Raw genomic sequence first — 22,210 nt, forward strand, 5'->3', positions numbered from 1 at the left:
ATTAATGATTGGTTGACAGCAAGGTACGAAGAATTATATTACCGATAAAAATTTCATCGTATCTACATTATCTGCATATGTATCCAAACTTGGATTTTGTGCTTCTCCAAGACCTATCGAATCCAATCCTAATTCCTCTTTTGCTACTATACATTGAATATCATTTTCATTTTCAGCAAGAAAACTTTTCACTTCATTCAAAGAAGAATATCTGCTGAAATTGATCACAGAAAGCGGACTGAATAATTTTTCATCTTCTTGTAGCATGACAAAATTATTATCCCAGAATTTTTCCTGATTTAAAAGGTAAACTGCTCTGTTGTAATCATAATTATTCGCATATTTATGGTGATTGATAATATCTTTAAAATTCAAAAAGTTCTCAAAAATCCTGTCGATTAAAAAATCCTGCGGAATTAAAAGTCTTGTTACATTTCTGCAGCCCAGTCCGAAATACTGAAAAATATCCTTTGCTAAAAGCTGTAATTCTTCATCCGATTCATCGCCTTTTAAAACCGCTACAGAAGTTCTGTTTTTTCTGATAATACTTAAATGATTTTTAAAATAATATTCTAAATATCTCGCCGTATTATTACTTCCGGTTGCAATGACGGCATCGAAATCCTCTAACTTCTCAACAAACTCAAATTTAATATCTTCTCCTGAAAATTCTTTCCACTTTTTTAATAAAAACGGAATCATATATCGGTCTTTAGAAGATAATTTAATTAACGGAATGTGATTGCTTAAAACCACAGAAATCACATCGTGTAATCCGACCAATGGTATATTTCCGGCAAGAATCAATCCTACTTTCTTTGATGTTTTTGAAGTTTTATATTCTTTGATCCAGTTGTTAATATTTTCCTCTGTCAACAAATCTGCCCATTGCTGTAAAGCAAATTTCTGATTTTCAATCGTAAACCACGGATTATCTATTTTTGACTTCTCTAATAATAACTCAAAATCGGAATCATTTTCATTATAACTCTCCTTATTTTTTGTTAAAAATTCTTTTATATAACTGCTTAATTTCGCAAGTCCTAAAACTTTGTTTTCAATATTCATAATTACTGTAAAATTGGGGAATATTTTGTAATTTTGTGCAAATTTAAAAAAAATTAGCGATGGCTATTAAAATAACTGATGAATGCATTAATTGTGGCGCCTGCGAGCCAGAGTGTCCTAACAATGCAATTTATGAAGGAGCCGTAGATTGGAAAGCTTCCGAAGGTACCGAACTTTCAGGTACCGTAACATTACCATCAGGTCTTACTGTGGATGCAGATTCGCCGCAAGAACCTGTAAGTGACGATGTTTATTTCATTGTAACAGATAAATGTACAGAATGTAAAGGCTTCCACGAAGAGCCACAGTGTGCGGCCGTATGTCCGGTAGATTGCTGTGTTCCGGATGAGGATCATGTAGAATCTGAAGAAGCACTGCTTAGCAAAAAAGCATTCTTGCACGGAGAATAAAAAACTGCCGTCTCATTCAGCATGAGGCGGTTTTTTATATCAAAAAATCAGAATTTAAATCATAAACCAAAATATAGCTGTAAGACAAAAACCTTTACAGCAACCAAAAAAGTAAAAATATGAGCAAAAAGCATAACTTCAGCGCAGGACCATGTATTTTACCTCAAGAGGTATTCGAAAAATCAGCACAGGCTATCCTTGATTTTAACGGAATCGGACTTTCTCTTCTTGAAATCTCTCATAGAAGTAAAGATTTTGTAGCTGTAATGGACGAAGCGCGTGCGATTGTAAAAAGACTGATGAATTTGGGTGATGATTATGAAGTTTTATACTTGGGAGGCGGTGCAAGTCTGCAATTTGCAATGGTTCCTTACAACTTGATGAAAGTTGGCGGAAAAGCAGCATATACCAATACAGGAACCTGGGCTGCGGGAGCCATTAAAGAAGCTCAAAAAGTAGGAACGGTAGACGTTGTAGGTTCTTCGAAAGAAGAAAATTATTCTTTCATTCCGAAAGATTATACGGTTGGTTCAGAATATGATTATTTCCACTGTACTTCAAACAATACGATCTATGGAACTCAAATGAAATCTTTCCCGGAAGTTGATACTTTGATGGTTTGTGACATGAGTTCTGATATTTTCTCAAGACAATTAGATTTTTCTAAATTTGATTTAATCTACGCAGGGGCTCAGAAAAATATGGGACCTGCAGGAGTAACTTTAGTCGTTATCAAAAAAGAAATTTTAGGCAAAACAGGAAGAGAAAATATGTTCTCCATCTTAGATTATTCTCAGCATATTGCGAAAGAATCTATGTACAATACACCACCGGTTTTTCCTGTTTATGCATCTTTGCTGACTTTACAACATTTAGAAAACAACGGAGGAATTGCCGCCGCTGAAGCAAGAAACGAAGCAAAAGCAAAACTTTTATATAACGAAATCGACAGCAATCCTTTATTTGAGACGTTCTGCGTAAAAGAAGACCGTTCTTTAATGAATGTTTCTTTTAAGCTTATCGACGACAGCAAAAAAGAAGAATTTGATGCTGCATGGAAAGCTGCAGGCATCAGCGGACTAAACGGACACAGAAGTTTAGGAGGTTACAGAGCAAGTCTTTACAACGCTTTACCAATTGAAAGCGTGCAGGTTTTGGTGGATGTCATGAAGTCAATAAAATAACTTATATTAGACGGCTTAAAAAATTGAAAGATTGAGGTACCTGAAAATTAATATTTTCCTTTAAAGTCAGGGAATTGATGATTTTTATTCATTTCTCATCTTTGTATAATTTTAAATAAAAACCATGAAAGTTTTAGCTAACGACGGAATTTCGAAATCAGGAACACAGGCATTGAAAGATGCAGGTATAGAAATTCTGGACCATAAAGTGGCACAGGATCATGTCATTAATTTCATCAACGAGAATAATGTAGACGTTCTTTTGGTAAGAAGTGTGACACAGGTAAGGCAAAATCTTATCGATGCCTGCCCGACTCTGAAAATTATCGGAAGAGGTGGCATCGGAATGGATAACATTGATGTTGAATATGCTAAAAGCAAAGGAATTACGGTCATCAATACTCCGACTGCTTCCTCAAAATCGGTTGCAGAATTGGTTTTCGGGCACTTTATTTCTTTGGCAAGATTTCTTCATGAATCCAACAGATTAATGCCATTGGAAGGAGAAACTCATTTCAATGCCATGAAAAAATCGTTTGCTCATGCGTATGAACTTTCAGGAAAAACATTAGGAGTAATTGGTTTTGGAAGTATTGGTCAGGAAGTATTAAAAATAGGAATTTCTTTAGGAATGAAAGTTAAAGTATTAACCAGAAAGCCTAAAACTAAAGTTCTAACCTTAAGTTTCTTTGACGGACAGTCGGTAGACTTTGAAATTACTTCAATAAATGATATGGATGAATTTCTGAAAGATGCAGATTTTATCAGTATCAATACTCCGAAAACGAACGAATATATCATAGATACGCCTCAGTTTGAAAAAATGAAAGACGGAGTCTATATAGCAAATACTGCAAGAGGTGGTGTAATGAATGAAGTTGCTCTGATTGATTTTATTGAGTCAGGAAAAGTAGCAGGTGCCGCACTGGATGTTTTTGAAAAAGAACCCAATCCGGAAGTGCTTTTGCTGATGAACCCTGCCCTGTCGCTTTCTCCGCACATCGGAGGAAATACGGTGGATGCTCAGGAAAAAATCGGAATCGAACTTGCAGAACAGATTATTAAGATTAAAGAAACCATACTATAAAATATGCCTATTTTTAAACCCTTTCGTGGAATAAGACCTCATAAAGATCATGAGAGCACTTTCCCTACTCACCCTCTGGATAATTTTACTCAGGAACAGATAGCGGAAAAAGCTCAAGTTGAAGATACTTATATCAATATGATTAAGCCATATGTTGTAAGTAAATCAAAAGATATAGACAGGAATTTAAGGAAAATACGTTCTACATTTGAAGAACTCGTGGAAGAGAAAAAACTCGTTCAGGACAATTCTTCCTATTATCTTTATGAGCAGATCTATCCCAACAAACAGGTTTTCAGAGGGCTTTTAGGATTGGCAAGCATAGAAGATTTCTGGGCTGGCAAAATCAAGAGACATGAAAGTACCATTCCTCAGAAGAAAGAGAAACTGGCACATTATCTTGAAAAAGTAAACATTCAGGCAGAACCGGTATTGCTTACCTATCCTGCCAATTCTAAGATTGAGCTGTTGATGAATCATGAAGAGAAAAATGTTCCGATTTTTAATCATGTAGATTCAATAGGCATCAGACATAAAATCTGGAGAATTGATAACCGTTTAAAACTTCAGCAATTTAAGGAAGTTATCGATCAGATCGAGTCTTTCTATATTGCTGATGGTCACCACAGAATCGGTTCTACGGCTCTTAATGCAAAACATCAGAAAGATAAAAACAAGAGACATAACGGTACGGAATTGTATAATTTTGTTTACAGTTTTATTGTTTCCAACCAATCCATTAAAATTCATGACTACAACAGAATTGTGTCGGATCTTAACGGATTGTCTACTGAAGAATTTTTGAAAGAATTGGAACAATATTTTTTAATTCACGAAAAAGGAGAAACGGCATATTTTCCTTCGCAGAAATTCCACATTTCAATGTATCTTGATGGTAAGTTTTATTCTCTTCACGTAAAGCATGATCTTCGTTCCCAACATATGTCTCTGGATAATCTGGATCATCATCTATTGGATAAATATATTTTTAAAAATATTCTAAAAATAGAAGAATCAGACAGTTCTGATAAAATTTCTTACATCAAAGGAACTTCAAATCTCCAGGGAATTGCTGAGATTAAAGAAAAAATAGACAGTGGAGAAGGAAAAGTAGGATTCGGAATTTTCCCTGTAAGTTTTAATGATATGATTAAAATTTCAGACCTGAAACTCAGTATGCCTCCGAAATGTACATTTATTGAACCAAAATTGGTTACAGCCTTGTTAATGTACGATATGAAACCTTAAAAAATTACTATTTTTTCGCTACTTTTATCAGCGGAAAAAAGAAAAATAAAATGAAAAAAACGTTCATTATGATTCCACTCTTTTTGGGTGGATTTTTATTTTCTCAAAAAAAACCACAGAAAAATCCATTTAAGAAACCTACGGTCACGGCTAAATTCAATTATCATGAGGAATTTAAAAAGATTTCTGATGAAATCATGACCAACGGAACGGCTTACGATAATCTGAATGAACTGACAAGAGGTGTCGGATCACGCTTCAGTGCGACTCCAGGTTATGCAAAAGCCGTGGAATGGGCAGAAAAAAAACTAAAAGACATTGGTATTCCAATGATCTGGAGAATGGAAGCAAAAGCCCCGATCTGGATCAGGGGACGCGAATCTCTACAGATAAAAGCGTCAAACGGCGACTGGAAAAATATCAGAATGCTTTCTTTTGGAAATTCTGAAGGAACAGGCGGAAAAGATCTAACCGGTGAAATTGTTTTAATAACCACAACTTCAGAGCTTAACGCAATGTCAGTTGGTCAATTGAAAGATAAAATTGTTTTCGTGAATCTTCCCATGGATCCGAAGATTATCAACACCAGTGATTCTTATTTAATTACCGCAAAATCAAAATTAATTTCTGCATCTGTTATTGCTAAAACAGGAGCAAAAGCTTTAATTATAAGATCATTAACAACTGCTAATGATGATGTTCCGCACGCAAAAATGATCTATTACGAACCGGATGATAAGGTGAAAATTCCTGCCCTGTCAATTGGCGCAAGATCTGCTGATGAACTTGAAAAATTATTAAAAAAGCAAAAAGTCACCGCAAAAATCAATATGACCGCCGAATCTAAAGGTGATACAACGAATCCTAATATCATTGGTGAAATTCAGGGTAAAAAAGATTCTAAAGTGATTCTTTTGGCTGCTCAGCTAGATTCCTGGGATTTTGGCGAAGGTGCTATTGATGACGGAACCGGCGTAGTACAATGTATCGAAGTATTAAGAACACTGAAAGCTTTAGGCTACGAAAATAATCACACCATAAGAGTTGTTCTTTTTGCCAATAGCGAAAATGGCGGACAAGGCAGAGAAATGTACTCAGCGTACGTAAAGAGAAAGGAAGAAAAACACGTTTTTGCATTAGGAACAGATGCCGGAGGTTATTCTCCGAGAGGATTTTCATTAGATATGTCACCGCAGCGAAGACGGCAGGTTTTTGAATGGAAAAACTATTTTCTTCCTTACGGTATCTATGACTTCGACCAAACCGATGCCATTCAGGATATATCTCCTTTGAAAAAAATGGATATTCCTTTGGCAGAGCTGGTTGTAGATACACAACGATATTTCGATTATCATCACTCTGTGGAAGACACTTTCGATAAAGTAAATAAAAGAGAACTTCTGTTGGGCGCAGTTGCCATGACACAAATGATCTTAATGATCGATAAAAACTGGTAAAATGAAAAAGATATTAGGAACATCACTATTACTACTGAGCATAGCAGTCTTCGGTCAGAAAGAAGATTCTATACAATTTGCAAAAATTTCTACAGAAATATTAAATAATGGAAAAGGATACTCCGAATTAAGAGATTTAACTAAAAATATTGGTCACCGTTTAAGTGGTTCCGAAGCTTATGAAAAAGCGGTAAAATGGGCAGAACAAAAACTTCGTGATGCCGGAGCCGATAAAGTGAGGCTTCAGGACGTGATGGTTCCGGTGTGGATACGGGGAAAAGAATCTTTACAGATCAAAACTTCCAGCGAAAAATGGAAAAGCTTAAAAATGCTTTCGTTAGGAAATTCTGAAGGAACAGGTGGAAAAGATGTTTCAGGAGAAATCATCATGGTAAAATCCATGGAAGAATACGAAAAACTTTCGCCGGAACAGGTAAAAGACAAAATAGTTTTCTTTAATTATCCTTTCAGTCAGTCTTATATTGAAACTTTTAAGGGATATAGTGATGCTGCGAAATACAGAACAACTGCCGCTTCATTAACAGCGAGAAAAGGAGGAAAATTTGCGATCATCCGTTCGCTTTCTTCAGCATTTGACGATGTTCCGCATACAGGAGCGATGCGTTACGAAAACGACAAAAAAATTCCTGCCGTTGCCATTGGGAATACGGTTGCCGATGAATTAGCTGAACTTTTACAATCTCAAAAAATCATTGCAAAACTCAATTCTAATTGTGGAATGAAAGGCGAGAAACTCTCTCACTCTGTGATTGGTGAGATTACAGGTAAAAAAGACAAAAGCGTCATTGTTGTCGGCGGACACTTGGATTCTTGGGATGTGGGTGAAGGCGCACATGATGACGGAGCAGGAATTGTTCAGAGTATTGAAGTATTGAGAACTTTTAAGAACCTCGGAATTCAAAATAATCATACAATCCGTGTTGTCTGTTTTGCGAATGAAGAAAACGGTGTGAAAGGCGGCGTTCAATATGGAAAAATAGCCAAAGAAAATAACGAGAAACATTTATTTGCGATAGAAACTGATGCGGGAGGTTTTACTCCGAGAGGAATTTCCCTGGAAATGGATAATGAAAAAAGAATGCAGATACAAAGTTGGGCAAAGCTGTTTTTACCTTACGGAGTGTACGATTTTACGGGAACGTATTCCGGGACAGATCTTTATCCGCTTCATGATTTGGGCGTTCCGACGGCAGAACTGGTTCCTGATTCTCAACGCTATTTTGATATTCATCATACAGAGGAAGATACGTTTGAAAAGGTAAACAGAAGAGAATTACTGCTTGGAGCCTCTACTTTGACACAACTTATTTACATGATCGATAAGAATTGGTAAAATATATGAAACCGCCTGTTATGGGCGGTTTTTTTTATAAAATACTATTCGCCATGTGTAATTTTAATAATTTCAGCATTCTTTTTATTCATAATAATCAAAAAAGTTCCGCCAATGCCACTGCGTAAAATACCTTCAATTATATAATATCCTTTCAACTCACTTACTTTATACGGTCTTTGTTTTATTTATGATATTTTTTCTACCATAGATTCCGAAAAGAATGGGTTCTGCAACTTTTACGGCGATTTCTGGAGTTTCAATAATATTGGTATCTGAATTAATAAAATTATGATCTTTATTTTTAGTTAATACTTCTTCTAATGTTTCTTCTGCATATTTTCTTTCTTGGCTGTCTGCAATTGTAAAAAGATTCGAATCTTTATTTTGGATACATCCTGAAACGAACAGCGTAATTATTATAAGAGAAAATATTTTTTTCATAATTAAATTTATATCTCCAAAGATAAAAATTAAGCATTCAAAGCAGCGATTATTATTCAATAAATTAGCCTTACATAATCCCGTTATCGGAATATCCAAACCGAAATAATTTCATCCAGTCCCACGTTAGCAAAGTCTAAATCAAAACTATTTCTCTCCGTCCCATCATGGGAAAACTTAAACTAATTTTAATTTGTGTCGTCCCAATCTCGGACGAAGCGAACGAGTAATTTGTTTAATTCACTCTTCATACTGTGAGATAAAAAGATATTTATTTTCTTAACTATTTAATTATTAACACTTAAAATATAATTCTGGCATGATTATGGCTACATAAAACTTTGAAAAAAAATTATTTAAAAACACAAAACGATGAAAAAATTAATCAATATGGACCTTCAGAGGCTCCATCACGCTGAGTTTGGGCAATTAATTGTCCGCTTCTTTGAAGATTTCAGCACTTCATCTTTAGATGCAAACACGGATACGGATTTTAGTAGATTGCTTATGGCAATTCAGGAACAAATTCCGGTTTATAATACCGCACTTGACCAGATCAGGAGAAGTGAGGAAACGGCAGCCATTGCTTATGCAGACGCTGTACGTGATGCCGATTTGCAGGCACTGAAAGATGCTGTGAAACCTTACAGATATGCAAAAACTCAGGCAGAAAAAGATGCATATACAACCGTAAAAATGTTGTTGGATCAGTACAAAAATGTACAGAATGCATCGTATGAAGAGGAAACCATAAGGCTGAATATACTTGTGGAAAAATTACTCTCTGCGGAATATAGCTTCCATATTTCCGTATTGAGCATCGTGAAATTTGCCAATCATTTGTCGGATTCCAACTCGGCTTTCAACACAATTTTTGCCAAACGTTCTTACCGGACGTCGCAAAAAGAGATTTATGATATCAAGGCATTGAGGAAATCCTCACTCACGATTACAAACAGATGGCGAACTACATCGTAACCTTAGCCAACGTAAAAAGCGAACCTTTTTACACCGATGTATTAGCAATCTTGAATAATGGCAGAACGTACTTTTCAACAGTCGTTCTGTCGAGAAGAAATAACCATAAAAAAGTAGTTTAACAATTAAAAGTAATGTATGATGAAGTATATGTTTAAGAGCCAGGAAGGCTCAATGAAAATGAGAGTTTTGAGTATTATTTTATTAATTGGTTTTGCACTGTTTTCGGTGCTTGTATTTGCAGCAAAAATCAGTTTTAACAATCTGATGGTCTACCTGATCGCTTTTGTTGTGTACGTCGGATTCAGTCTGATGTTTATCAGTTCATTAAGTGAAAGAAGCAATAGCTTGTATATAAAGAAAAGAATGGACAGACATTCGTAAAACTTTTTAGTTTGATTGTATTGAAAAACCGCACCTTTGGATGCGGTTTTTGTTTTTAGTATGTAACTTCTTTTTATTTTAACAATATATACTTTTAAATATAAGAATAATTCTCTCAACTGGATTCTAAAGTTGTGCTTAATATTTTTGAAAAATTACCTTGTACTTCCCGAAAAATCACAACTATTTAAAATATGAAAAGGCAACGTAGTAATTTTTTCATTTACTTCTTTTATATGAAAATAAGATTTTTTGTAGGAATAGGGAAATTATAAAAACTCCTTGATAAAGACGATTAATTTAATATTTTTAGTATTCTTTCTTTTTCCGACCAAAGAATTGGTTGTTCTGTTAGTTTTTCTGATAATAAATTTATTAGACTTTCAGATTTATTCGCATTATATCCCTCACTTTGATCATTTATTATTGATATTTTATTTTTAATATCTTTTTTAGATAATGATCTTTCTGAAATCTCAAAATTTACTATAGATTTTCTTAAATCATTTTCAAAGTATGTTGTGGTTGAACCTGTTACATAAGATACTAAATTAAGTTCCATACCTTTATAAATAATCGCATTGAATTTAATATTTTTAAAATCATCTAATGGCTTTCTCATTTTAACTCTACCTTCGTAGTTAATTTTCAAGAATAAATCAGCCTCCTTTCTGAATGTTTCTCTTTCTTTTTCTTCTTTTTCATCTTTGAATTGAACACAGTAAGAATTAATAATACCTAATAAAAAATTAGATAAATCATAAACAAGAGTCGGAATCTGTTCAATATTAAAAGTTGATTTATAATAATATATATTTCCTTCTTTATCACTCGTATTTTTTATATCATAAGTGTAAATATATGTATTCTTAATTTTAACTAGTATGTCTTCTGATTCATCATAATATGGCGTATCATAATAGTTTTGATCAAACCAACCAAAATCAGTAACAATATATTTACCTTCATTTGACCTATAAATAAAAACAGAAATAAACTTATTATTTATAGTAGAATATCCCGTTATAACTTCAAGAGTTTTTTTTCTATTTTTAATAGCTACTAAATTACAAAATGACGTTTTTATCTTTTCAGCTATATCTACTTTATCCATTAATCAAAATTTAAAGAGTCAAAATTAAACATTTCCTCATAGTCAAAATCAAGTTGCAGATCATTTTCTAAAACTTGAGGGTACAAATTATTTTTTAATTTCGAATTTGATTCTTGACAAAATAAAGCCATTCCAAAATTAATATCATTTAAAATTATGTCTGCTTGATCTTGATCTTGTAATACCTTATTTTTATAGGCGATAGAAACTCCAAGACTATTAAAAGAATTAAAATGAGGTGTAGTTACTTTCTGTTCTGCTAATGGAATATTATCATCATTATTTCGATGTGCTGGTCCATCTGAATCAAATCTAAAAAAAGGTTCTTGTGAAAGTTTTGAGGTTCTTAATTTAATATGATATTTTTTATCTGCTTTTTGTTTCTCTACAATTAAATGCAAATCATCAATTTCTAAAGAAATGCTACATTTAGAATTACTTTCTGACCATCTTTTATTATTAACCTTATTTTTCAAAATAATTACTTCGTCAAAAATTATTTTTTCTTCAGTAAAAAGTTTTTCAAAAAAAGTGAAATTTTCTTTTATTTCATGGTTTAGTTTACTCATATTTAAAATTACAAATAATAATTAATACTTATGTATACTTAACTTAATTTTCAAGTATTTAGCTTAAAAAAACAAAAGCCATCCTCACGGATGGCTTTTCAAAATATCTTAAAGATTCAATTATTTTACTTTTACAAGCTCAACATCGAAAACTAACCATGCATTTGGCGGGATCACTCCTCCTGCTCCGTTTGCACCGTAACCCATTGCTGGCGGAATCAATAAAGTTGCAGTTTCACCTTCTTTTAATAAAAGAATACCTTCGTCCCAACCTTTGATTACTCTTCCCATTCCGATAGGAATTTCGATTGGTTCGTTTCTTTTGAATGAAGAATCGAATTCAGTTCCATCTACTAACTTACCAGCGTAATGTACAGAAACATTATCTCCTGCTTTTGGAGCTTTCCCGTCAGCAATTTTAGTAATCTTATAGTAAAGACCAGATTCAGTTTTTTGCATTCCTGCTTTCAAATCTTCAACCATTTTTTCCTGGTTAGCTTTGAATTCTTCCTCTTTTTTCTTCTTGTCAGCTTCAGCTTTCGCCATTGCAGCTTTGTTGTTTTCTGCAATTTTAGATTTACCTTCAGTGAAAGTTTTTGCAGGATCGTAGTTTTTATACTCGTCACCTTTGCTGAATACAGAAACTTTTTCTAAAACAACATCGGTTTTAGGTTTGTCCTGAGCTCCTTTTTCTACGTTGGCAATCGCATCGATCACGTCGTTACCTTTTACCACTTTTCCGAAAATCGTGTGTTTTCCGTCTAACCAAGGGGTAGCAACTTCTGTGATGAAGAACTGAGAACCGTTGGTATTTGGTCCTGAATTCGCCATAGAAAGAATTCCTTTTCCTGTGTGTTGAAGGTCGTTTTTCTCGTCCTCAAATTTATATCCAGGATCTCCCATTCCTGTTCCTTGAGGATCTCCTCCCTGGATCATGAAATCTTTGATTACTCTGTGGAAAATTGTTCCGTCATAGAAAGGAACTCCTTTTGCCTTAGCTTTGTTATCGATTTTTCCTTCTGCAAGACCAACAAAATTAGCCACAGTTACAGGTGCTTTTTTATCTTCAAATTTTACGATAAGGTTACCTTTTGTCGTTTGAAGATTTGCATAAAGTCCGTCATTAAGACCTTCGTAAGTTTCTTTGTCTACGTTCATTTTTTTATAAATTGGTGTACAACTCATCAGCGAAATACTTGCCGCCGCCAGAATTATATTCTTGTTAAACAATTTCATTGATTATAATGCTTTTAATTTTATGATTAATGGTACGTCGTTGTCTATTTTTTTCTCATCACCGTAAGTTCCATATGCTAAAGAAGACGGAACCAAAAGTGTAACTTCCTCACCATCCTGTATAAAACGCAATGCATCTTCTACTGCTTTTAATTCATCAAAGTGCCCGAATCTGGCATTTCTTCTTTCAATCGGCTGATCATAGATTTTAGTTTCGTCAAAATCGTAAAGATCATAGGAATACGAAATAAAAGTTTCATCCTGTCTTCTCTGTCTCTGATCAAAACCCTGTGTACTTACCCAGTAATTAAGCTGTGTAGGATAATATCTCACCGACTGTCCGTTGATCCATTCCTGCATATGCATTCTTTCCTGAGTATTAAGATTTTTCATCCTCTCTCTGGAAATATTCAGATCATCTTTGCTCAGAACACCGCCGATGGGTGGATGAGTCTGCGCATTTTTGCTACAGCTCAAAAAACTTAACACTGATATGAAGAGTATTTTTTTCATAAACATTTGCGAAAATACACATTTCGGGAATCAATTACAAAACTTGATGAAGTTATTGAAATAAAAGTTTCCACATTTTTCAAAATTGAATTGATTTTAAAATTGAACCAATAAAATTTTTCTTACCATCCTTTTGATGAGGGAAGAATCTCCAATGATTATAATTTGGATTCTTCATTCCACTTTGCTCTGTTCAGAAATAACAAAAGTGAATATTTCCAGAACAAAAAAAGCCGGGAAAATTCCCGACTTTATATAGATTGTAAGTTTAAAATTAAACTGTTTCCAATACGTGATCAACCAATACTCTCCATCCGAAAGAATCTTCTGAAAGATTAGTCTGTAAATTTACTAGATCGTTTTTCAAGATCACCGCGTAGCTTTCTTCGTCTGATAATCTTGGTAATTCCAATTTCTCCCCGTTATATCCCAAAGCCTGGAAAACTGTTGTAACAACCGCTGTTCCTACTCCCCAAACCTCTTTTAAAGTTCCATTTTTTTGAGCTTCTACAACATCTTTTACTTTAATTGGCTCTATTTTTACTTCAAATCCTCTTTTCTTTGCTAAAGTAATGAAACTGTCTCTTGTAACACCATCTAAGATTTTCTCAGAAGTTGGTGGCGTAAAAATCGTATCGTTAATTCTTACAAAAACATTCATTGTTCCACTTTCTTCGAAATACTCGTGAGTCGCATCATCTGTCCAGATAATTTGGTCGTATCCTTCTTCGATCGCCAATTGAGTCGGGTAAAAAGATGCAGCATAATTTCCGGCAGCTTTAGCAGAACCTACTCCACCGCTTGCCGCTCTTGAATAATGATCAGAAATCTTAACAGAAACAGGCTCAGTATAATACATTTTTGCAGGTGTCGCAACGATTGCAAACATATATTTATCAGAAACTCTCGCTTTTAAAGCTTCTTCTGTAGCGAAAATCAACGGTCTGATATATAAAGACATACCTTCTCCCTGAGGAATCCAATCTCTGTCGATGTCAACCAATGCTTTTAGTCCTTCCAAAAACATTTCTTCTGTTACTTCCGGCATTGCAAGACGTGTCGCCGACTTATTGATACGTTCAAAATTCTTTTCAGGCCTGAAAAGGAAAACCTGTCCGTCTTTGTCTTTGTAAGCTTTCATACCTTCAAAGCAAGCTTGCCCATAGTTTACACCCATCATCGCCGGTGTAAATGCCAAAGGACCGTAAGGAACCAATTTTACATCTCCCCATTTTCCATTCTCATACTCGCAGATCACCATATGATCAATAAAAGTATTTCCGAATGAAAAGTTATTTGGGTCGAATGTAGAAATTCTGGAGTTTTCAGTTTTTTGAATTATCATTTCTAAAATTTTTTATGATGTTCTACAAATTTAACATAATTATTTAAATATAAAAATTTTAGAGTAAATTTGTAAAAAAATAGCTTGAAAAGGGAAATTAAGACCACAAATGACGGCAGTAAAACATTGTTTATCAATGAATTAAACGAAAACTATCATTCTCATCACGGTGCGCTCCAAGAAGCAGAACACGTGTTTATCAAAAACGGATTAAATTTAGTTAATGATTACGAAATTAATATTTTAGAACTCGGATTTGGAACAGGTTTGAATGTTTTGGTGACAATTAATGAATATTTAAAAACTGACAAAAGTCATATCATCAACTATTTTACCCTTGAAAAATATCCAATAAATGAATCGGAAATGAACGATTTGGCATATTTTGAGCTGTTCGATAACCCGGAATTCAAAAATATTTATCAAAAAGTTCATCAATCAGATTGGGAAAAGTCAGTTGAAATCATTAAAGGATTCAATTTAAAAAAAATACAATGTGACTTCTTTGATCTGAAAAACATAGACTTACCCGAAATAAATCTTGTTTATTTTGATTGCTTTGGCGCAAGGGTGCAACCTGATCTTTGGGAAAATCCTTTATTTGAAATGGTTTCGGACAAAATGGCGGTTAACGGACTTTTAACAACCTACTCTTCAAAAGGCAGTGTAAGAAGAATTCTTCAGGATCTTAATTTTAAAGTAGAAAAGAAAGCGGGGCCTCCGGGGAAAAGAGAAATGATTAATGCTGTTAAATTATAGAAGCTAGATATTAGAAGTTAGAGCTTAGTAAATAAGAGATACACATATATAATATAGATCAAAAAGACATTATTCATCATATTAAAACTAATTTCTAGTTTCTAAATTCTAACTTCTTTCTAAAAATTCCTAAATTAGCTTTACAAATTATTATATATGATAGATAAGATCAACATTAGAGTGTATGCCTGCGCTGTGAAAGATAAAAAAGTTTTGACTTTATTTGAAGAATATGCCGGCGAACCTTTAATGAAATTCCCGGGTGGCGGACTGGAATTTGGAGAAGGAGTAATAGAATGTTTACATCGTGAATTTGATGAGGAGCTTAATGTAAAAATAGAAATTGTAGAGCACTTTTATACTCAGGAAGAATTTTTGGTTTCCCGTTTCAGAGATAACGAACAATTGCTTACCATATATTATATTGTAAATATAGTGAATGAAGAAGATTTTTTAATTCTCGATCCATGCATTGAAAAAGCAGAATGGATTGACATCGATACTTCTGACAATCTATTTCCTTTACCTATTGATAAAATTGTTTTTGATAAGCTAAAAGAAAAATTCCTGTAAGCTTTACAGGAATTTTTTATATTTAAAATATTATTTGTAAACTTTAAAAGTATTTGCTCCCGGATAAGGCTGCAAATAACCAGAATTCCAATTGGACTGAAGAAGTGACTCCAAATATTCATCGGTTCTGTTTTTATGAGGATCATACTTGTCTTTAAGATCAATATCTGCCATTTTACCTTTCACGTTCCACCAGAAAGCACTCCATCCACCTCTTAATTCTTTGATAATTTCATAAACATTTTTCCCGGTAGCTCTGTTCATTAACTTTGCAAAAAGCTGACCTTCCGTTGTTGTAAGATCTCTCAATTGCTTTTCATACTGGTCGGCTAATATATTTTGTCGGTCTTTCATGTACTTTCTCTTCGCTTTACTATCCAGATTTGTCATTTCGCCCTGAATATCTCTGTATTGCTGAAGAGCCGTTAAAAATAAAGGATATACTCTGTATAATTTTTTATTCAGAAAATAATAATAATTTCTATCAAGCTGATTATTGAATTTAGGTTTGTTTACTAAAACCAGTTCATCCATCACAACAACTGTTTCACCATTGATATCATATACCCGCATTTTCTGTCTTTCGTCGTAGTAATATTTTTTTCCGAATTCATCCGTTTTCAAAAGTTCCTGCGGATATTGACTCAAAGGAACTGCGATAATCGAGTCCTGCTGACCAAAAACATTTACTCCTAAAAAGAAAATAAAAAGACAAACAATCTTAGTAAATTTCATTATTTTTACACCTATTATAGCAAAAATTAAACGCAAAAATCATTCCTTTTTATGAAATTTGAGAAGAAATCTTTAAAGTTTTTAGAAAAATATTTAAACACATCCTCACCAACAGGATATGAACATGAAGGTCAGAAAGTTTGGATGGACTATATTAAACCTTACGTTGATAAAATTGAGGTAGATCATTACGGGACATGCTACGGAATTATCAATCCTGAAGCGGAATTTAAGGTGGTTATTGAAGCTCATGCTGATGAAATTTCGTGGTATGTCAATTATATTACAGATGACGGATTAATTTATGTTATTAGAAACGGAGGATCAGATCAGACAATTGCCCCTTCAAAAGTGGTGCATATTCATGGTGAAAAAGGAATTATAAAAGGCGTTTTCGGATGGCCAGCAATTCACACAAGAAGTGCTAACCAAAATGAGCCAACTCCAAAAATTGATAATATTTTCATCGACTGTGGAGCAACTTCAAAAGAAGAAGTTGAAGAATTGGGAATTTACGTTGGATGCATGATCACTTATCCTGATGAGTTTTTCGAAATGAATGATCGTTATTTCGTTTGCAGGGCTTTAGACAACAGAATTGGAGGTTTTATGATTGCTGAAGTGGCGAGGCTTTTAAAGGAAAACAAAAAGACAATTCCGTTCGGGTTGTATATTACCAATTCCGTTCAGGAAGAGGTTGGTTTGTATGGTGCTGATATGATTGCAGATACGATTAAACCCAATATCGCCATCGTAACAGACGTTACTCATGACACGACAACTCCAATGATAGAAAAGAAAAAAGAAGGCGATCAGAAATGTGGAGACGGGCCGGTTGTTTTCTTTGCACCAAGCGTTCATCATACCATTAGAGAATTGATTATTAATACCGCAAAAGATAAGAAAATTCCTTTCCAGAGAGCAGCAGCAAGCAGAGCTACAGGAACAGATACTGATGCGTTTGCACATTCAAACGGAGGTGTTCCGAGTGCATTAATCTCTCTGCCTTTACGATATATGCACACAACTGTAGAAATGGTTTCAAAAGAAGATGTAGGAAATGTGATTCAACTGATTTACGAAACACTTCTGAAGATTCAACCGGAAATGAAACTGAAGTATCATTAAAATGAAAAAAATCTTTTATCATTTAGTCCGAAAGCCTACTTTTATATCCATTATAACAGCTTTATTCTTTATTTATATAGGTTTTTTAATGATATATAAGTTGTTTGATCCTCCCAAAACTGGTTCAGTATATAATATGGTTCTGGAAACGTTATTATTTTTCAGCATCATCCCTTTAGGATTATTTATAATTGATAGATTATTAGTTATTAAAATTAATAATATCCGATTAACAGTCATAGAAACAATTCTATTTACAGGTATTTTCTTGTATTATTTTCTGTTGGTTAATCCATTTTAAAAGATCAAAATAAAAGTAAAGTAAAAATGAAAACGAAACTTATTGCTCCTTCCCTTTTAGCCGCAGACTTCGGGAATCTGCAAAGAGATATTGAAATGATTAACAATTCGCAGGCAGACTGGTTTCACGTAGACGTGATGGACGGGCGATTTGTTCCCAACATTTCATTCGGTTTTCCTGTGATGAAAACGGTGCAGCAACATGCAAAGAAATTTGTGGATGTACACTTGATGATCGTAGAACCGGAAAAATATGTTGAAGAATTTATAAACCACGGTGCAGACTTAGTTTCGGTTCATTATGAAGCATGTACACATCTTCACAGAACGATTCACCATATTCAGAGTTTGGGCGCAAAAGCAGGAGTTGTTTTAAATCCTTCCACTCCGGTTTTGATGTTGGAAGATATTATTGCTGATGTAGATTTAGTTTTATTAATGAGTGTAAATCCAGGATTTGGCGGACAGAAATTCATTGAAAATACCTACAAGAAAATTGCAGAAACCAAAGATTTGATTTTGAGCAATAATTCTACTGCTTTGATTGAAGTTGACGGAGGAGTGAATCTTGATAATGCAGGAAAACTTTTCGAAGCCGGAGCAGATGTTTTGGTGGCAGGAAATGCGGTGTTTTCAGCAGAAAGTCCGGAAAGAACAATTGAATTACTGAAGATTTAAATTCCTTCAAAATTATAAAAAACAAAAGGCAGCTAGATTTAGCTGCCTTTACTCTTGTTGAAAATTTCGTCTTAATGGTTATTAGTTTTAAAGACTTTAATCTTAATTTTCCTGTTTTAATTCTGGCGTAAAGATCATAAAAAAATCCAATACAAAACATCCGTAAAAACACTGAATTTTAACGCAAGTATTTCTACCTAATCCTGATTTTAACTGAATTTTTCAACAGCTTTTTTATATTTTAGTAGGCACATAAACTACTGAATCTTAAATATTTCCGATAAATTTTTCATTTAAAAATGAATATTTACTGTAAATATAGTAACAATGGCAGCATTGTCACGAAATGACACATTATGTCCTAAAAAAAAGAAAGTCCGAAGAAAATATTCTCCGGACTTTTTATTGTAATTATTTTTTTCTTAGAAAATCTCTCTTCCTGAAAAATGAAACTGAGCTTCGATAAGTGCATTCTCGTCAGAATCTGAACCGTGAACCGCATTTTCTCCGATGCTTCTTGCAAACATTTTTCTGATCGTACCCTCAGCAGCGTCTGCCGGATTAGTAGAACCGATTAAAGTTCTGAAATCTTCAACAGCATTATCTTTTTCCAAAACAGCAGCAACGATTGGTCCTGAACTCATGAATTCTACCAATTCTCCGTAAAACGGTCTTTCAGCATGTACTTCGTAGAACTTTTTTGCATCAGCAACTGTAAGCTGAGTTAATTTTAATGCTTTGATCTTGAATCCTCCTTCAGAGATTTTACCTAATATAGCACCGATATGTCCGTCTGCAACAGCATCAGGCTTAATCATAGTGAATGTAATGTTAGACATAAATGAATATTTTTTTAATGGCGCAAAAGTACAAAAAATATCTTTGATTTTAATTTTAAAATTTCTTTAACATAAAAATAACTTTTATTAAGAAATCATGAATTAAATCTTGGCACAGTAATTGTATAATCTATTTCGATTCTCATGTTTAATTTGAGTTTTCATGGTTATTAGTTTTTACCCAGCTTCGGCTGGGTTTTTTATTGATCAATGTTTGCGTAATTTAACTCTACTTTTTTCAAAATCAGCAAGTTAAACAAACGTTTACTTTTTCAAGCATAAAATATTAAGGATTATTAATCTAAGAATGATTATTTTGAGACAATTCTTCTGCTTCATCCATTAGTTTGATATAAGTAGAATATCTGGAATGTTGAATTTCTCCGGTTTCTAAAGAATCAAGTACGGCGCATTTTGGCTCGTTGATGTGAAGACAGTTGTGATATTTACACTCTTCTCTCTTTTTGAAGATTTCTGGAAAATAATGTTGTACTTCTTCTTTTTGGATATCGATCATGGCGAACTCACGAACCCCTGGTGTATCAATTACATTTCCTCCAAAATGCCAGAAATGCATCTGCGCAAAAGTAGTAGTATGTTTTCCTTTTAAATTAGTATCAGAAATTTCCGATGTTTTTAAGTTCAAATCAGGCTGTAAAGCATTCACTAAAGTAGATTTTCCACAACCGGAATGACCGAAAAATACAGAAGTTTTGTCTTTCAGTAAATCCTGCAGCTGATCTAAATTTAATCTTGAATATGAAGATATCTCTAATGTTTCATATCCAATTTCATTATAATGAAATTCTACATCTTTTACGATTTCAATTTCTTCTTCATGCAAAACATCAATTTTGTTGAATAAAATTAACGGAGTAATATTATATGCTTCACAACAAGCCAGAAATCGGTCAAGAAAACCAAGCGAAGTTTCAGGATGTTTTAATGTGAAAATAAAGCAGGCTACATCAATATTTGAAGCAATAATGTGCGCTTCTTTAGAAAGGTTTACAGATTTTCTGATCAGGTAATTTCTGCGCGGATCAATTTTGGTAATCCATGCAACATCATCCTGCTCCAGTTGAAATTCCACAAAATCTCCCACAGCAAGCGGATTCGTAAGCCTGGTTTTGATTAATTTAAATTTTCCACGAATTCTTGCTTCAAAAATTCTATTGGTTTCCATTTCCAAAACCTGATACCAACTTCCTGTAGATTTAATGATTTTTCCTTTCATACTTTAAGATGATACAAAGATAAGCAATTAGGATTATGTTTGAGAGTTTAAAAGACGTAGAGTTTAATGTTTATCAGCACAATTATTCTCATCATTTAAGCCTCTTAAACTCTCAAATTTAATTATCTATCAATCATAATGCTATTCTGAACCTCAATCGATTCTTCATGAATCATCTTGAAAACTTTCTCAATAAACTCTTTGGACATACCGGTTTCAACAGCTTTTTGTGTTGCATATTCTGTAATTACTTTCCAACGTTCCGGCTGAAAAATAGCGATGTCATTTTCTTTTTTAAGTTTACCAATTTTCTCGGAAATTTTCATTCTTTGGGAAAGAAGTTCGATCAACTGAAAATCAATATCTGAAATCAACGTTCTGTGTCTTCCCATATCACCTTCAAAACCAGCTAAATCTGTACTTCTTACTTTTAGATTGCTGATCAATTCTCCCAAAACTTCGGGTGTAATCTGTTGTGCAGCATCACTCCACGCTTCATCGGGATTGCTGTGTGTTTCGATAATAGCACCCTGGTAACCTACATTTAGTGCCTCTTGAGTAATATCTGCCAACCCCGTTCTGTTTCCACAAATGTGTGAAGGATCAATCAACATCGGAATATTCGGGAACTGACTTTTAAAATCCAAAGCAATCTGCCAGTTAGGATTATTTCTGTATTTTGTTTTCTGGTACGTTGAAAACCCTCTGTGAATAACACCTAAATTATTAATATCCTGTCCTAAAAGTCTTTCCAGTGCGCCAATCCATAATGCTAAATCAGGATTCACAGGATTTTTCACTAAAACAGTTTTATTTGTTCCTTTTAAAGCCATTGCAATTTCCTGAACCGTAAACGGATTCACAGTAGAACGTGCCCCAATCCAAAGAATATCTACATCTGCTTCCAATGCTGCAAAAACGTGATGTGCATTCGCAACTTCCGTCGCTGTTTTAAATCCATATTCTTCTTTTACTTTTTTTAACCAATTTAAACCAATAACCCCAACTCCCTCAAATCCATTGGGTTTTGTGCGTGGTTTCCAGATTCCTGCACGGAAAATCGGAACATTTGCATTAGTTTCCCTGATTCGTTTTGCTGTTTCCAACATCTGAGCTTCACTTTCTGCACTACACGGTCCTGCAATCATCATAGGCTGAGAAAACTCATTGATCCAGTCGTTTTTTAAATCCTTTAAATTCATATCTAATTTATTTTTCTTATTTTATTATTGAGACAACAGCAATTTGCATTATAAAATTTAATTTATAATTTCTTTTCAAAAATGCCGTTAAAAAATGTTTTTGTGGAGGAAGGAATTTCGAAATAAATCAAATATTCCTAAATTTTTGAGAAAGAAATTTAGTTAGCAGTACCAATAAAATCGATAATACTTTCTAAAATTTCTAAGATAACCAAATGAAAAGTCAAAATAGCGGCTGAAAATTTCAGCAGCTGTAAAACCAAGCTGGCTTTTAGACTTATGTGAGATAAATTGTTCCACTTTTTAGAGTTGTGAATCGTCTATTTCTAACTTTTCAATATTAATTTATTTGCCGGAAAAATTGATTT

At 33.7% G+C, this 22,210-nt stretch carries 25 protein-coding genes; 13 read left to right on the top strand and 12 right to left on the bottom strand.

Translation table 11 applies throughout. The annotated features are described in order from the left end of the window. Positions 1–33: 33 nt before the first annotated feature. Complete coding sequence (locus ASG22_RS00320; RefSeq protein WP_055978841.1) at positions 34–1,068, bottom strand: acyl-CoA reductase; 1,035 nt, start codon at positions 1,066–1,068, stop codon at positions 34–36. A gap of 59 nt (positions 1,069–1,127) precedes the next feature. On the opposite strand from ASG22_RS00320, the gene ASG22_RS00325 reads away from it, so the two are divergent. The 6 genes from ASG22_RS00325 to ASG22_RS00350 all read left to right on the top strand — a co-directional run bounded on the left by ASG22_RS00325 (position 1,128) and on the right by ASG22_RS00350 (position 7,808). After that, positions 1,128–1,478 carry a 4Fe-4S binding protein gene (locus ASG22_RS00325; protein WP_055978843.1) on the top strand — a complete coding sequence of 117 codons (351 nt, stop codon included), beginning with the start codon at positions 1,128–1,130 and terminating at the stop codon, positions 1,476–1,478. A gap of 119 nt (positions 1,479–1,597) precedes the next feature. Further along, positions 1,598–2,662: a 3-phosphoserine/phosphohydroxythreonine transaminase gene (serC, locus tag ASG22_RS00330; protein WP_055978844.1), complete on the top strand. Its 1,065-nt coding sequence runs from the start codon at positions 1,598–1,600 to the stop codon at positions 2,660–2,662. Between the two features lie 124 nt (positions 2,663–2,786). Beyond that, positions 2,787–3,749 (top strand): D-2-hydroxyacid dehydrogenase, encoded by a 963-nt coding sequence (locus ASG22_RS00335; protein WP_055978846.1) that lies wholly within the window; start codon positions 2,787–2,789, stop codon positions 3,747–3,749. A gap of 3 nt (positions 3,750–3,752) precedes the next feature. Continuing rightward, positions 3,753–4,997, top strand: a complete 1,245-nt coding sequence (locus tag ASG22_RS00340; RefSeq protein WP_055978848.1) for a DUF1015 domain-containing protein — start codon at positions 3,753–3,755, stop codon at positions 4,995–4,997. Positions 4,998–5,047: 50 nt separating this feature from the next. Further along, positions 5,048–6,454, top strand: a complete 1,407-nt coding sequence (locus ASG22_RS00345; RefSeq protein ID WP_055978851.1) for a M28 family peptidase — start codon at positions 5,048–5,050, stop codon at positions 6,452–6,454. A 1-nt stretch (position 6,455) separates the two neighbouring features. Continuing rightward, positions 6,456–7,808 carry a M28 family peptidase gene (locus ASG22_RS00350; protein ID WP_055978854.1) on the top strand — a complete coding sequence of 451 codons (1,353 nt, stop codon included), beginning with the start codon at positions 6,456–6,458 and terminating at the stop codon, positions 7,806–7,808. Between the two features lie 44 nt (positions 7,809–7,852). Here the strand turns inward: ASG22_RS00350 and ASG22_RS21595 are convergent, their stop codons facing one another. Both ASG22_RS21595 and ASG22_RS00355 read right to left on the bottom strand, forming a co-directional pair. After that, entirely contained in the window at positions 7,853–7,966 is a 114-nt protein-coding gene (locus ASG22_RS21595) for an NTF2 fold immunity protein (RefSeq protein WP_157844691.1), read from the bottom strand. A gap of 10 nt (positions 7,967–7,976) precedes the next feature. Further along, the gene (locus tag ASG22_RS00355; protein ID WP_055978856.1) at positions 7,977–8,252 is read right to left on the bottom strand and encodes a lipoprotein; all 276 of its coding nucleotides are present in this window, start codon (positions 8,250–8,252) and stop codon (positions 7,977–7,979) included. A gap of 372 nt (positions 8,253–8,624) precedes the next feature. Here ASG22_RS00355 and ASG22_RS00360 point away from each other — a divergent pair, with 372 nt between their 5' ends. From ASG22_RS00360 to ASG22_RS00365, 3 genes are read left to right on the top strand one after another with little or no spacing between them, the layout of a single operon-like run. Continuing rightward, positions 8,625–9,230 (top strand): DUF6261 family protein, encoded by a 606-nt coding sequence (locus ASG22_RS00360; protein ID WP_055978859.1) that lies wholly within the window; start codon positions 8,625–8,627, stop codon positions 9,228–9,230. After that, positions 9,212–9,352, top strand: coding sequence for a hypothetical protein (locus ASG22_RS20930; protein ID WP_157844692.1), 141 nt, complete (start codon positions 9,212–9,214; stop codon positions 9,350–9,352). Before ASG22_RS00360 ends, ASG22_RS20930 begins: the two co-directional genes overlap by 19 nt. Before the next feature lie 16 nt (positions 9,353–9,368). Next, the gene (locus ASG22_RS00365) at positions 9,369–9,614 is read left to right on the top strand and encodes a hypothetical protein (RefSeq protein WP_131726126.1); all 246 of its coding nucleotides are present in this window, start codon (positions 9,369–9,371) and stop codon (positions 9,612–9,614) included. A gap of 295 nt (positions 9,615–9,909) precedes the next feature. Here the strand turns inward: ASG22_RS00365 and ASG22_RS00370 are convergent, their stop codons facing one another. The 5 genes from ASG22_RS00370 to ASG22_RS00390 all read right to left on the bottom strand — a co-directional run bounded on the left by ASG22_RS00370 (position 9,910) and on the right by ASG22_RS00390 (position 14,391). Continuing rightward, positions 9,910–10,728: a hypothetical protein gene (locus ASG22_RS00370; RefSeq protein ID WP_055978865.1), complete on the bottom strand. Its 819-nt coding sequence runs from the start codon at positions 10,726–10,728 to the stop codon at positions 9,910–9,912. Further along, positions 10,728–11,297, bottom strand: a complete 570-nt coding sequence (locus ASG22_RS00375; protein ID WP_055978868.1) for a hypothetical protein — start codon at positions 11,295–11,297, stop codon at positions 10,728–10,730. The genes ASG22_RS00370 and ASG22_RS00375 overlap by 1 nt, the downstream gene beginning before the upstream one ends. A 120-nt stretch (positions 11,298–11,417) precedes the next feature. Next, the gene (locus ASG22_RS00380) at positions 11,418–12,455 is read right to left on the bottom strand and encodes a peptidylprolyl isomerase (protein WP_238586842.1); all 1,038 of its coding nucleotides are present in this window, start codon (positions 12,453–12,455) and stop codon (positions 11,418–11,420) included. 81 nt (positions 12,456–12,536) lie between these two features. Then, positions 12,537–13,046, bottom strand: coding sequence for an FKBP-type peptidyl-prolyl cis-trans isomerase (locus ASG22_RS00385; protein ID WP_055980201.1), 510 nt, complete (start codon positions 13,044–13,046; stop codon positions 12,537–12,539). Between the two features lie 274 nt (positions 13,047–13,320). Continuing rightward, entirely contained in the window at positions 13,321–14,391 is a 1,071-nt protein-coding gene (locus ASG22_RS00390) for a branched-chain amino acid aminotransferase (protein WP_055978875.1), read from the bottom strand. 84 nt (positions 14,392–14,475) lie between these two features. On the opposite strand from ASG22_RS00390, the gene mnmD reads away from it, so the two are divergent. After that, positions 14,476–15,150, top strand: a complete 675-nt coding sequence (mnmD, locus tag ASG22_RS00395) for a tRNA (5-methylaminomethyl-2-thiouridine)(34)-methyltransferase MnmD (RefSeq protein WP_055978878.1) — start codon at positions 14,476–14,478, stop codon at positions 15,148–15,150. A gap of 156 nt (positions 15,151–15,306) precedes the next feature. Beyond that, positions 15,307–15,723, top strand: coding sequence for an NUDIX domain-containing protein (locus tag ASG22_RS00400; RefSeq protein WP_055978880.1), 417 nt, complete (start codon positions 15,307–15,309; stop codon positions 15,721–15,723). Positions 15,724–15,753: 30 nt separating this feature from the next. Here ASG22_RS00400 and ASG22_RS00405 read toward each other — a convergent pair whose 3' ends face one another. After that, entirely contained in the window at positions 15,754–16,458 is a 705-nt protein-coding gene (locus tag ASG22_RS00405) for a DUF4294 domain-containing protein (protein WP_055978883.1), read from the bottom strand. Positions 16,459–16,509: 51 nt separating this feature from the next. Here ASG22_RS00405 and ASG22_RS00410 point away from each other — a divergent pair, with 51 nt between their 5' ends. Together ASG22_RS00410 and rpe are read left to right on the top strand one after the other, a co-directional pair. After that, entirely contained in the window at positions 16,510–17,586 is a 1,077-nt protein-coding gene (locus tag ASG22_RS00410) for a M42 family metallopeptidase (protein ID WP_055978886.1), read from the top strand. Positions 17,587–17,913: 327 nt separating this feature from the next. Then, the gene (gene rpe, locus ASG22_RS00415; protein ID WP_055978890.1) at positions 17,914–18,564 is read left to right on the top strand and encodes a ribulose-phosphate 3-epimerase; all 651 of its coding nucleotides are present in this window, start codon (positions 17,914–17,916) and stop codon (positions 18,562–18,564) included. Between the two features lie 422 nt (positions 18,565–18,986). On the opposite strand, the gene ASG22_RS00420 is transcribed toward rpe, so the two are convergent. The 3 genes from ASG22_RS00420 to ASG22_RS00430 all read right to left on the bottom strand — a co-directional run bounded on the left by ASG22_RS00420 (position 18,987) and on the right by ASG22_RS00430 (position 21,842). Then, entirely contained in the window at positions 18,987–19,403 is a 417-nt protein-coding gene (locus tag ASG22_RS00420) for a nucleoside-diphosphate kinase (protein WP_055978893.1), read from the bottom strand. A 301-nt stretch (positions 19,404–19,704) separates the two neighbouring features. Next, complete coding sequence (gene rsgA / locus ASG22_RS00425; protein WP_055978895.1) at positions 19,705–20,640, bottom strand: ribosome small subunit-dependent GTPase A; 936 nt, start codon at positions 20,638–20,640, stop codon at positions 19,705–19,707. A 122-nt stretch (positions 20,641–20,762) separates the two neighbouring features. Continuing rightward, on the bottom strand, positions 20,763–21,842 hold the full coding sequence (locus tag ASG22_RS00430; protein WP_055978898.1) for a chorismate mutase: 1,080 nt from the start codon (positions 21,840–21,842) through the stop codon (positions 20,763–20,765). Between the last annotated feature and the right edge of the window lie 368 nt (positions 21,843–22,210).

The organism is Chryseobacterium sp. Leaf405, assembly GCF_001425355.1.
GTDB lineage: Bacteria > Bacteroidota > Bacteroidia > Flavobacteriales > Weeksellaceae > Chryseobacterium.

Excerpts from the sequence above, each read along its gene's own strand:
- ASG22_RS00320 (WP_055978841.1), bottom strand. The coding sequence starts at position 1,068 with ATGAATATTGAAAACAAAGTTTTAGGACTTGCGAAATTAAGCAGTTAT.
- ASG22_RS00325 (WP_055978843.1), top strand. The coding sequence starts at position 1,128 with ATGGCTATTAAAATAACTGATGAATGCATTAATTGTGGCGCCTGCGAG.
- serC (WP_055978844.1), top strand. The coding sequence starts at position 1,598 with ATGAGCAAAAAGCATAACTTCAGCGCAGGACCATGTATTTTACCTCAA.
- ASG22_RS00335 (WP_055978846.1), top strand. The coding sequence starts at position 2,787 with ATGAAAGTTTTAGCTAACGACGGAATTTCGAAATCAGGAACACAGGCA.
- ASG22_RS00340 (WP_055978848.1), top strand. The coding sequence starts at position 3,753 with ATGCCTATTTTTAAACCCTTTCGTGGAATAAGACCTCATAAAGATCAT.
- ASG22_RS00345 (WP_055978851.1), top strand. The coding sequence starts at position 5,048 with ATGAAAAAAACGTTCATTATGATTCCACTCTTTTTGGGTGGATTTTTA.
- ASG22_RS00350 (WP_055978854.1), top strand. The coding sequence starts at position 6,456 with ATGAAAAAGATATTAGGAACATCACTATTACTACTGAGCATAGCAGTC.
- ASG22_RS00355 (WP_055978856.1), bottom strand. The coding sequence starts at position 8,252 with ATGAAAAAAATATTTTCTCTTATAATAATTACGCTGTTCGTTTCAGGA.
- ASG22_RS00360 (WP_055978859.1), top strand. The coding sequence starts at position 8,625 with ATGAAAAAATTAATCAATATGGACCTTCAGAGGCTCCATCACGCTGAG.
- ASG22_RS20930 (WP_157844692.1), top strand. The coding sequence starts at position 9,212 with ATGGCGAACTACATCGTAACCTTAGCCAACGTAAAAAGCGAACCTTTT.
- ASG22_RS00365 (WP_131726126.1), top strand. The coding sequence starts at position 9,369 with ATGATGAAGTATATGTTTAAGAGCCAGGAAGGCTCAATGAAAATGAGA.
- ASG22_RS00370 (WP_055978865.1), bottom strand. The coding sequence starts at position 10,728 with ATGGATAAAGTAGATATAGCTGAAAAGATAAAAACGTCATTTTGTAAT.
- ASG22_RS00375 (WP_055978868.1), bottom strand. The coding sequence starts at position 11,297 with ATGAGTAAACTAAACCATGAAATAAAAGAAAATTTCACTTTTTTTGAA.
- ASG22_RS00380 (WP_238586842.1), bottom strand. The coding sequence starts at position 12,455 with ATGAACGTAGACAAAGAAACTTACGAAGGTCTTAATGACGGACTTTAT.
- ASG22_RS00385 (WP_055980201.1), bottom strand. The coding sequence starts at position 13,046 with ATGAAAAAAATACTCTTCATATCAGTGTTAAGTTTTTTGAGCTGTAGC.
- ASG22_RS00390 (WP_055978875.1), bottom strand. The coding sequence starts at position 14,391 with ATGATAATTCAAAAAACTGAAAACTCCAGAATTTCTACATTCGACCCA.
- ASG22_RS00400 (WP_055978880.1), top strand. The coding sequence starts at position 15,307 with ATGATAGATAAGATCAACATTAGAGTGTATGCCTGCGCTGTGAAAGAT.
- ASG22_RS00405 (WP_055978883.1), bottom strand. The coding sequence starts at position 16,458 with ATGAAATTTACTAAGATTGTTTGTCTTTTTATTTTCTTTTTAGGAGTA.
- ASG22_RS00410 (WP_055978886.1), top strand. The coding sequence starts at position 16,510 with ATGAAATTTGAGAAGAAATCTTTAAAGTTTTTAGAAAAATATTTAAAC.
- rpe (WP_055978890.1), top strand. The coding sequence starts at position 17,914 with ATGAAAACGAAACTTATTGCTCCTTCCCTTTTAGCCGCAGACTTCGGG.
- ASG22_RS00420 (WP_055978893.1), bottom strand. The coding sequence starts at position 19,403 with ATGTCTAACATTACATTCACTATGATTAAGCCTGATGCTGTTGCAGAC.
- rsgA (WP_055978895.1), bottom strand. The coding sequence starts at position 20,640 with ATGAAAGGAAAAATCATTAAATCTACAGGAAGTTGGTATCAGGTTTTG.
- ASG22_RS00430 (WP_055978898.1), bottom strand. The coding sequence starts at position 21,842 with ATGAATTTAAAGGATTTAAAAAACGACTGGATCAATGAGTTTTCTCAG.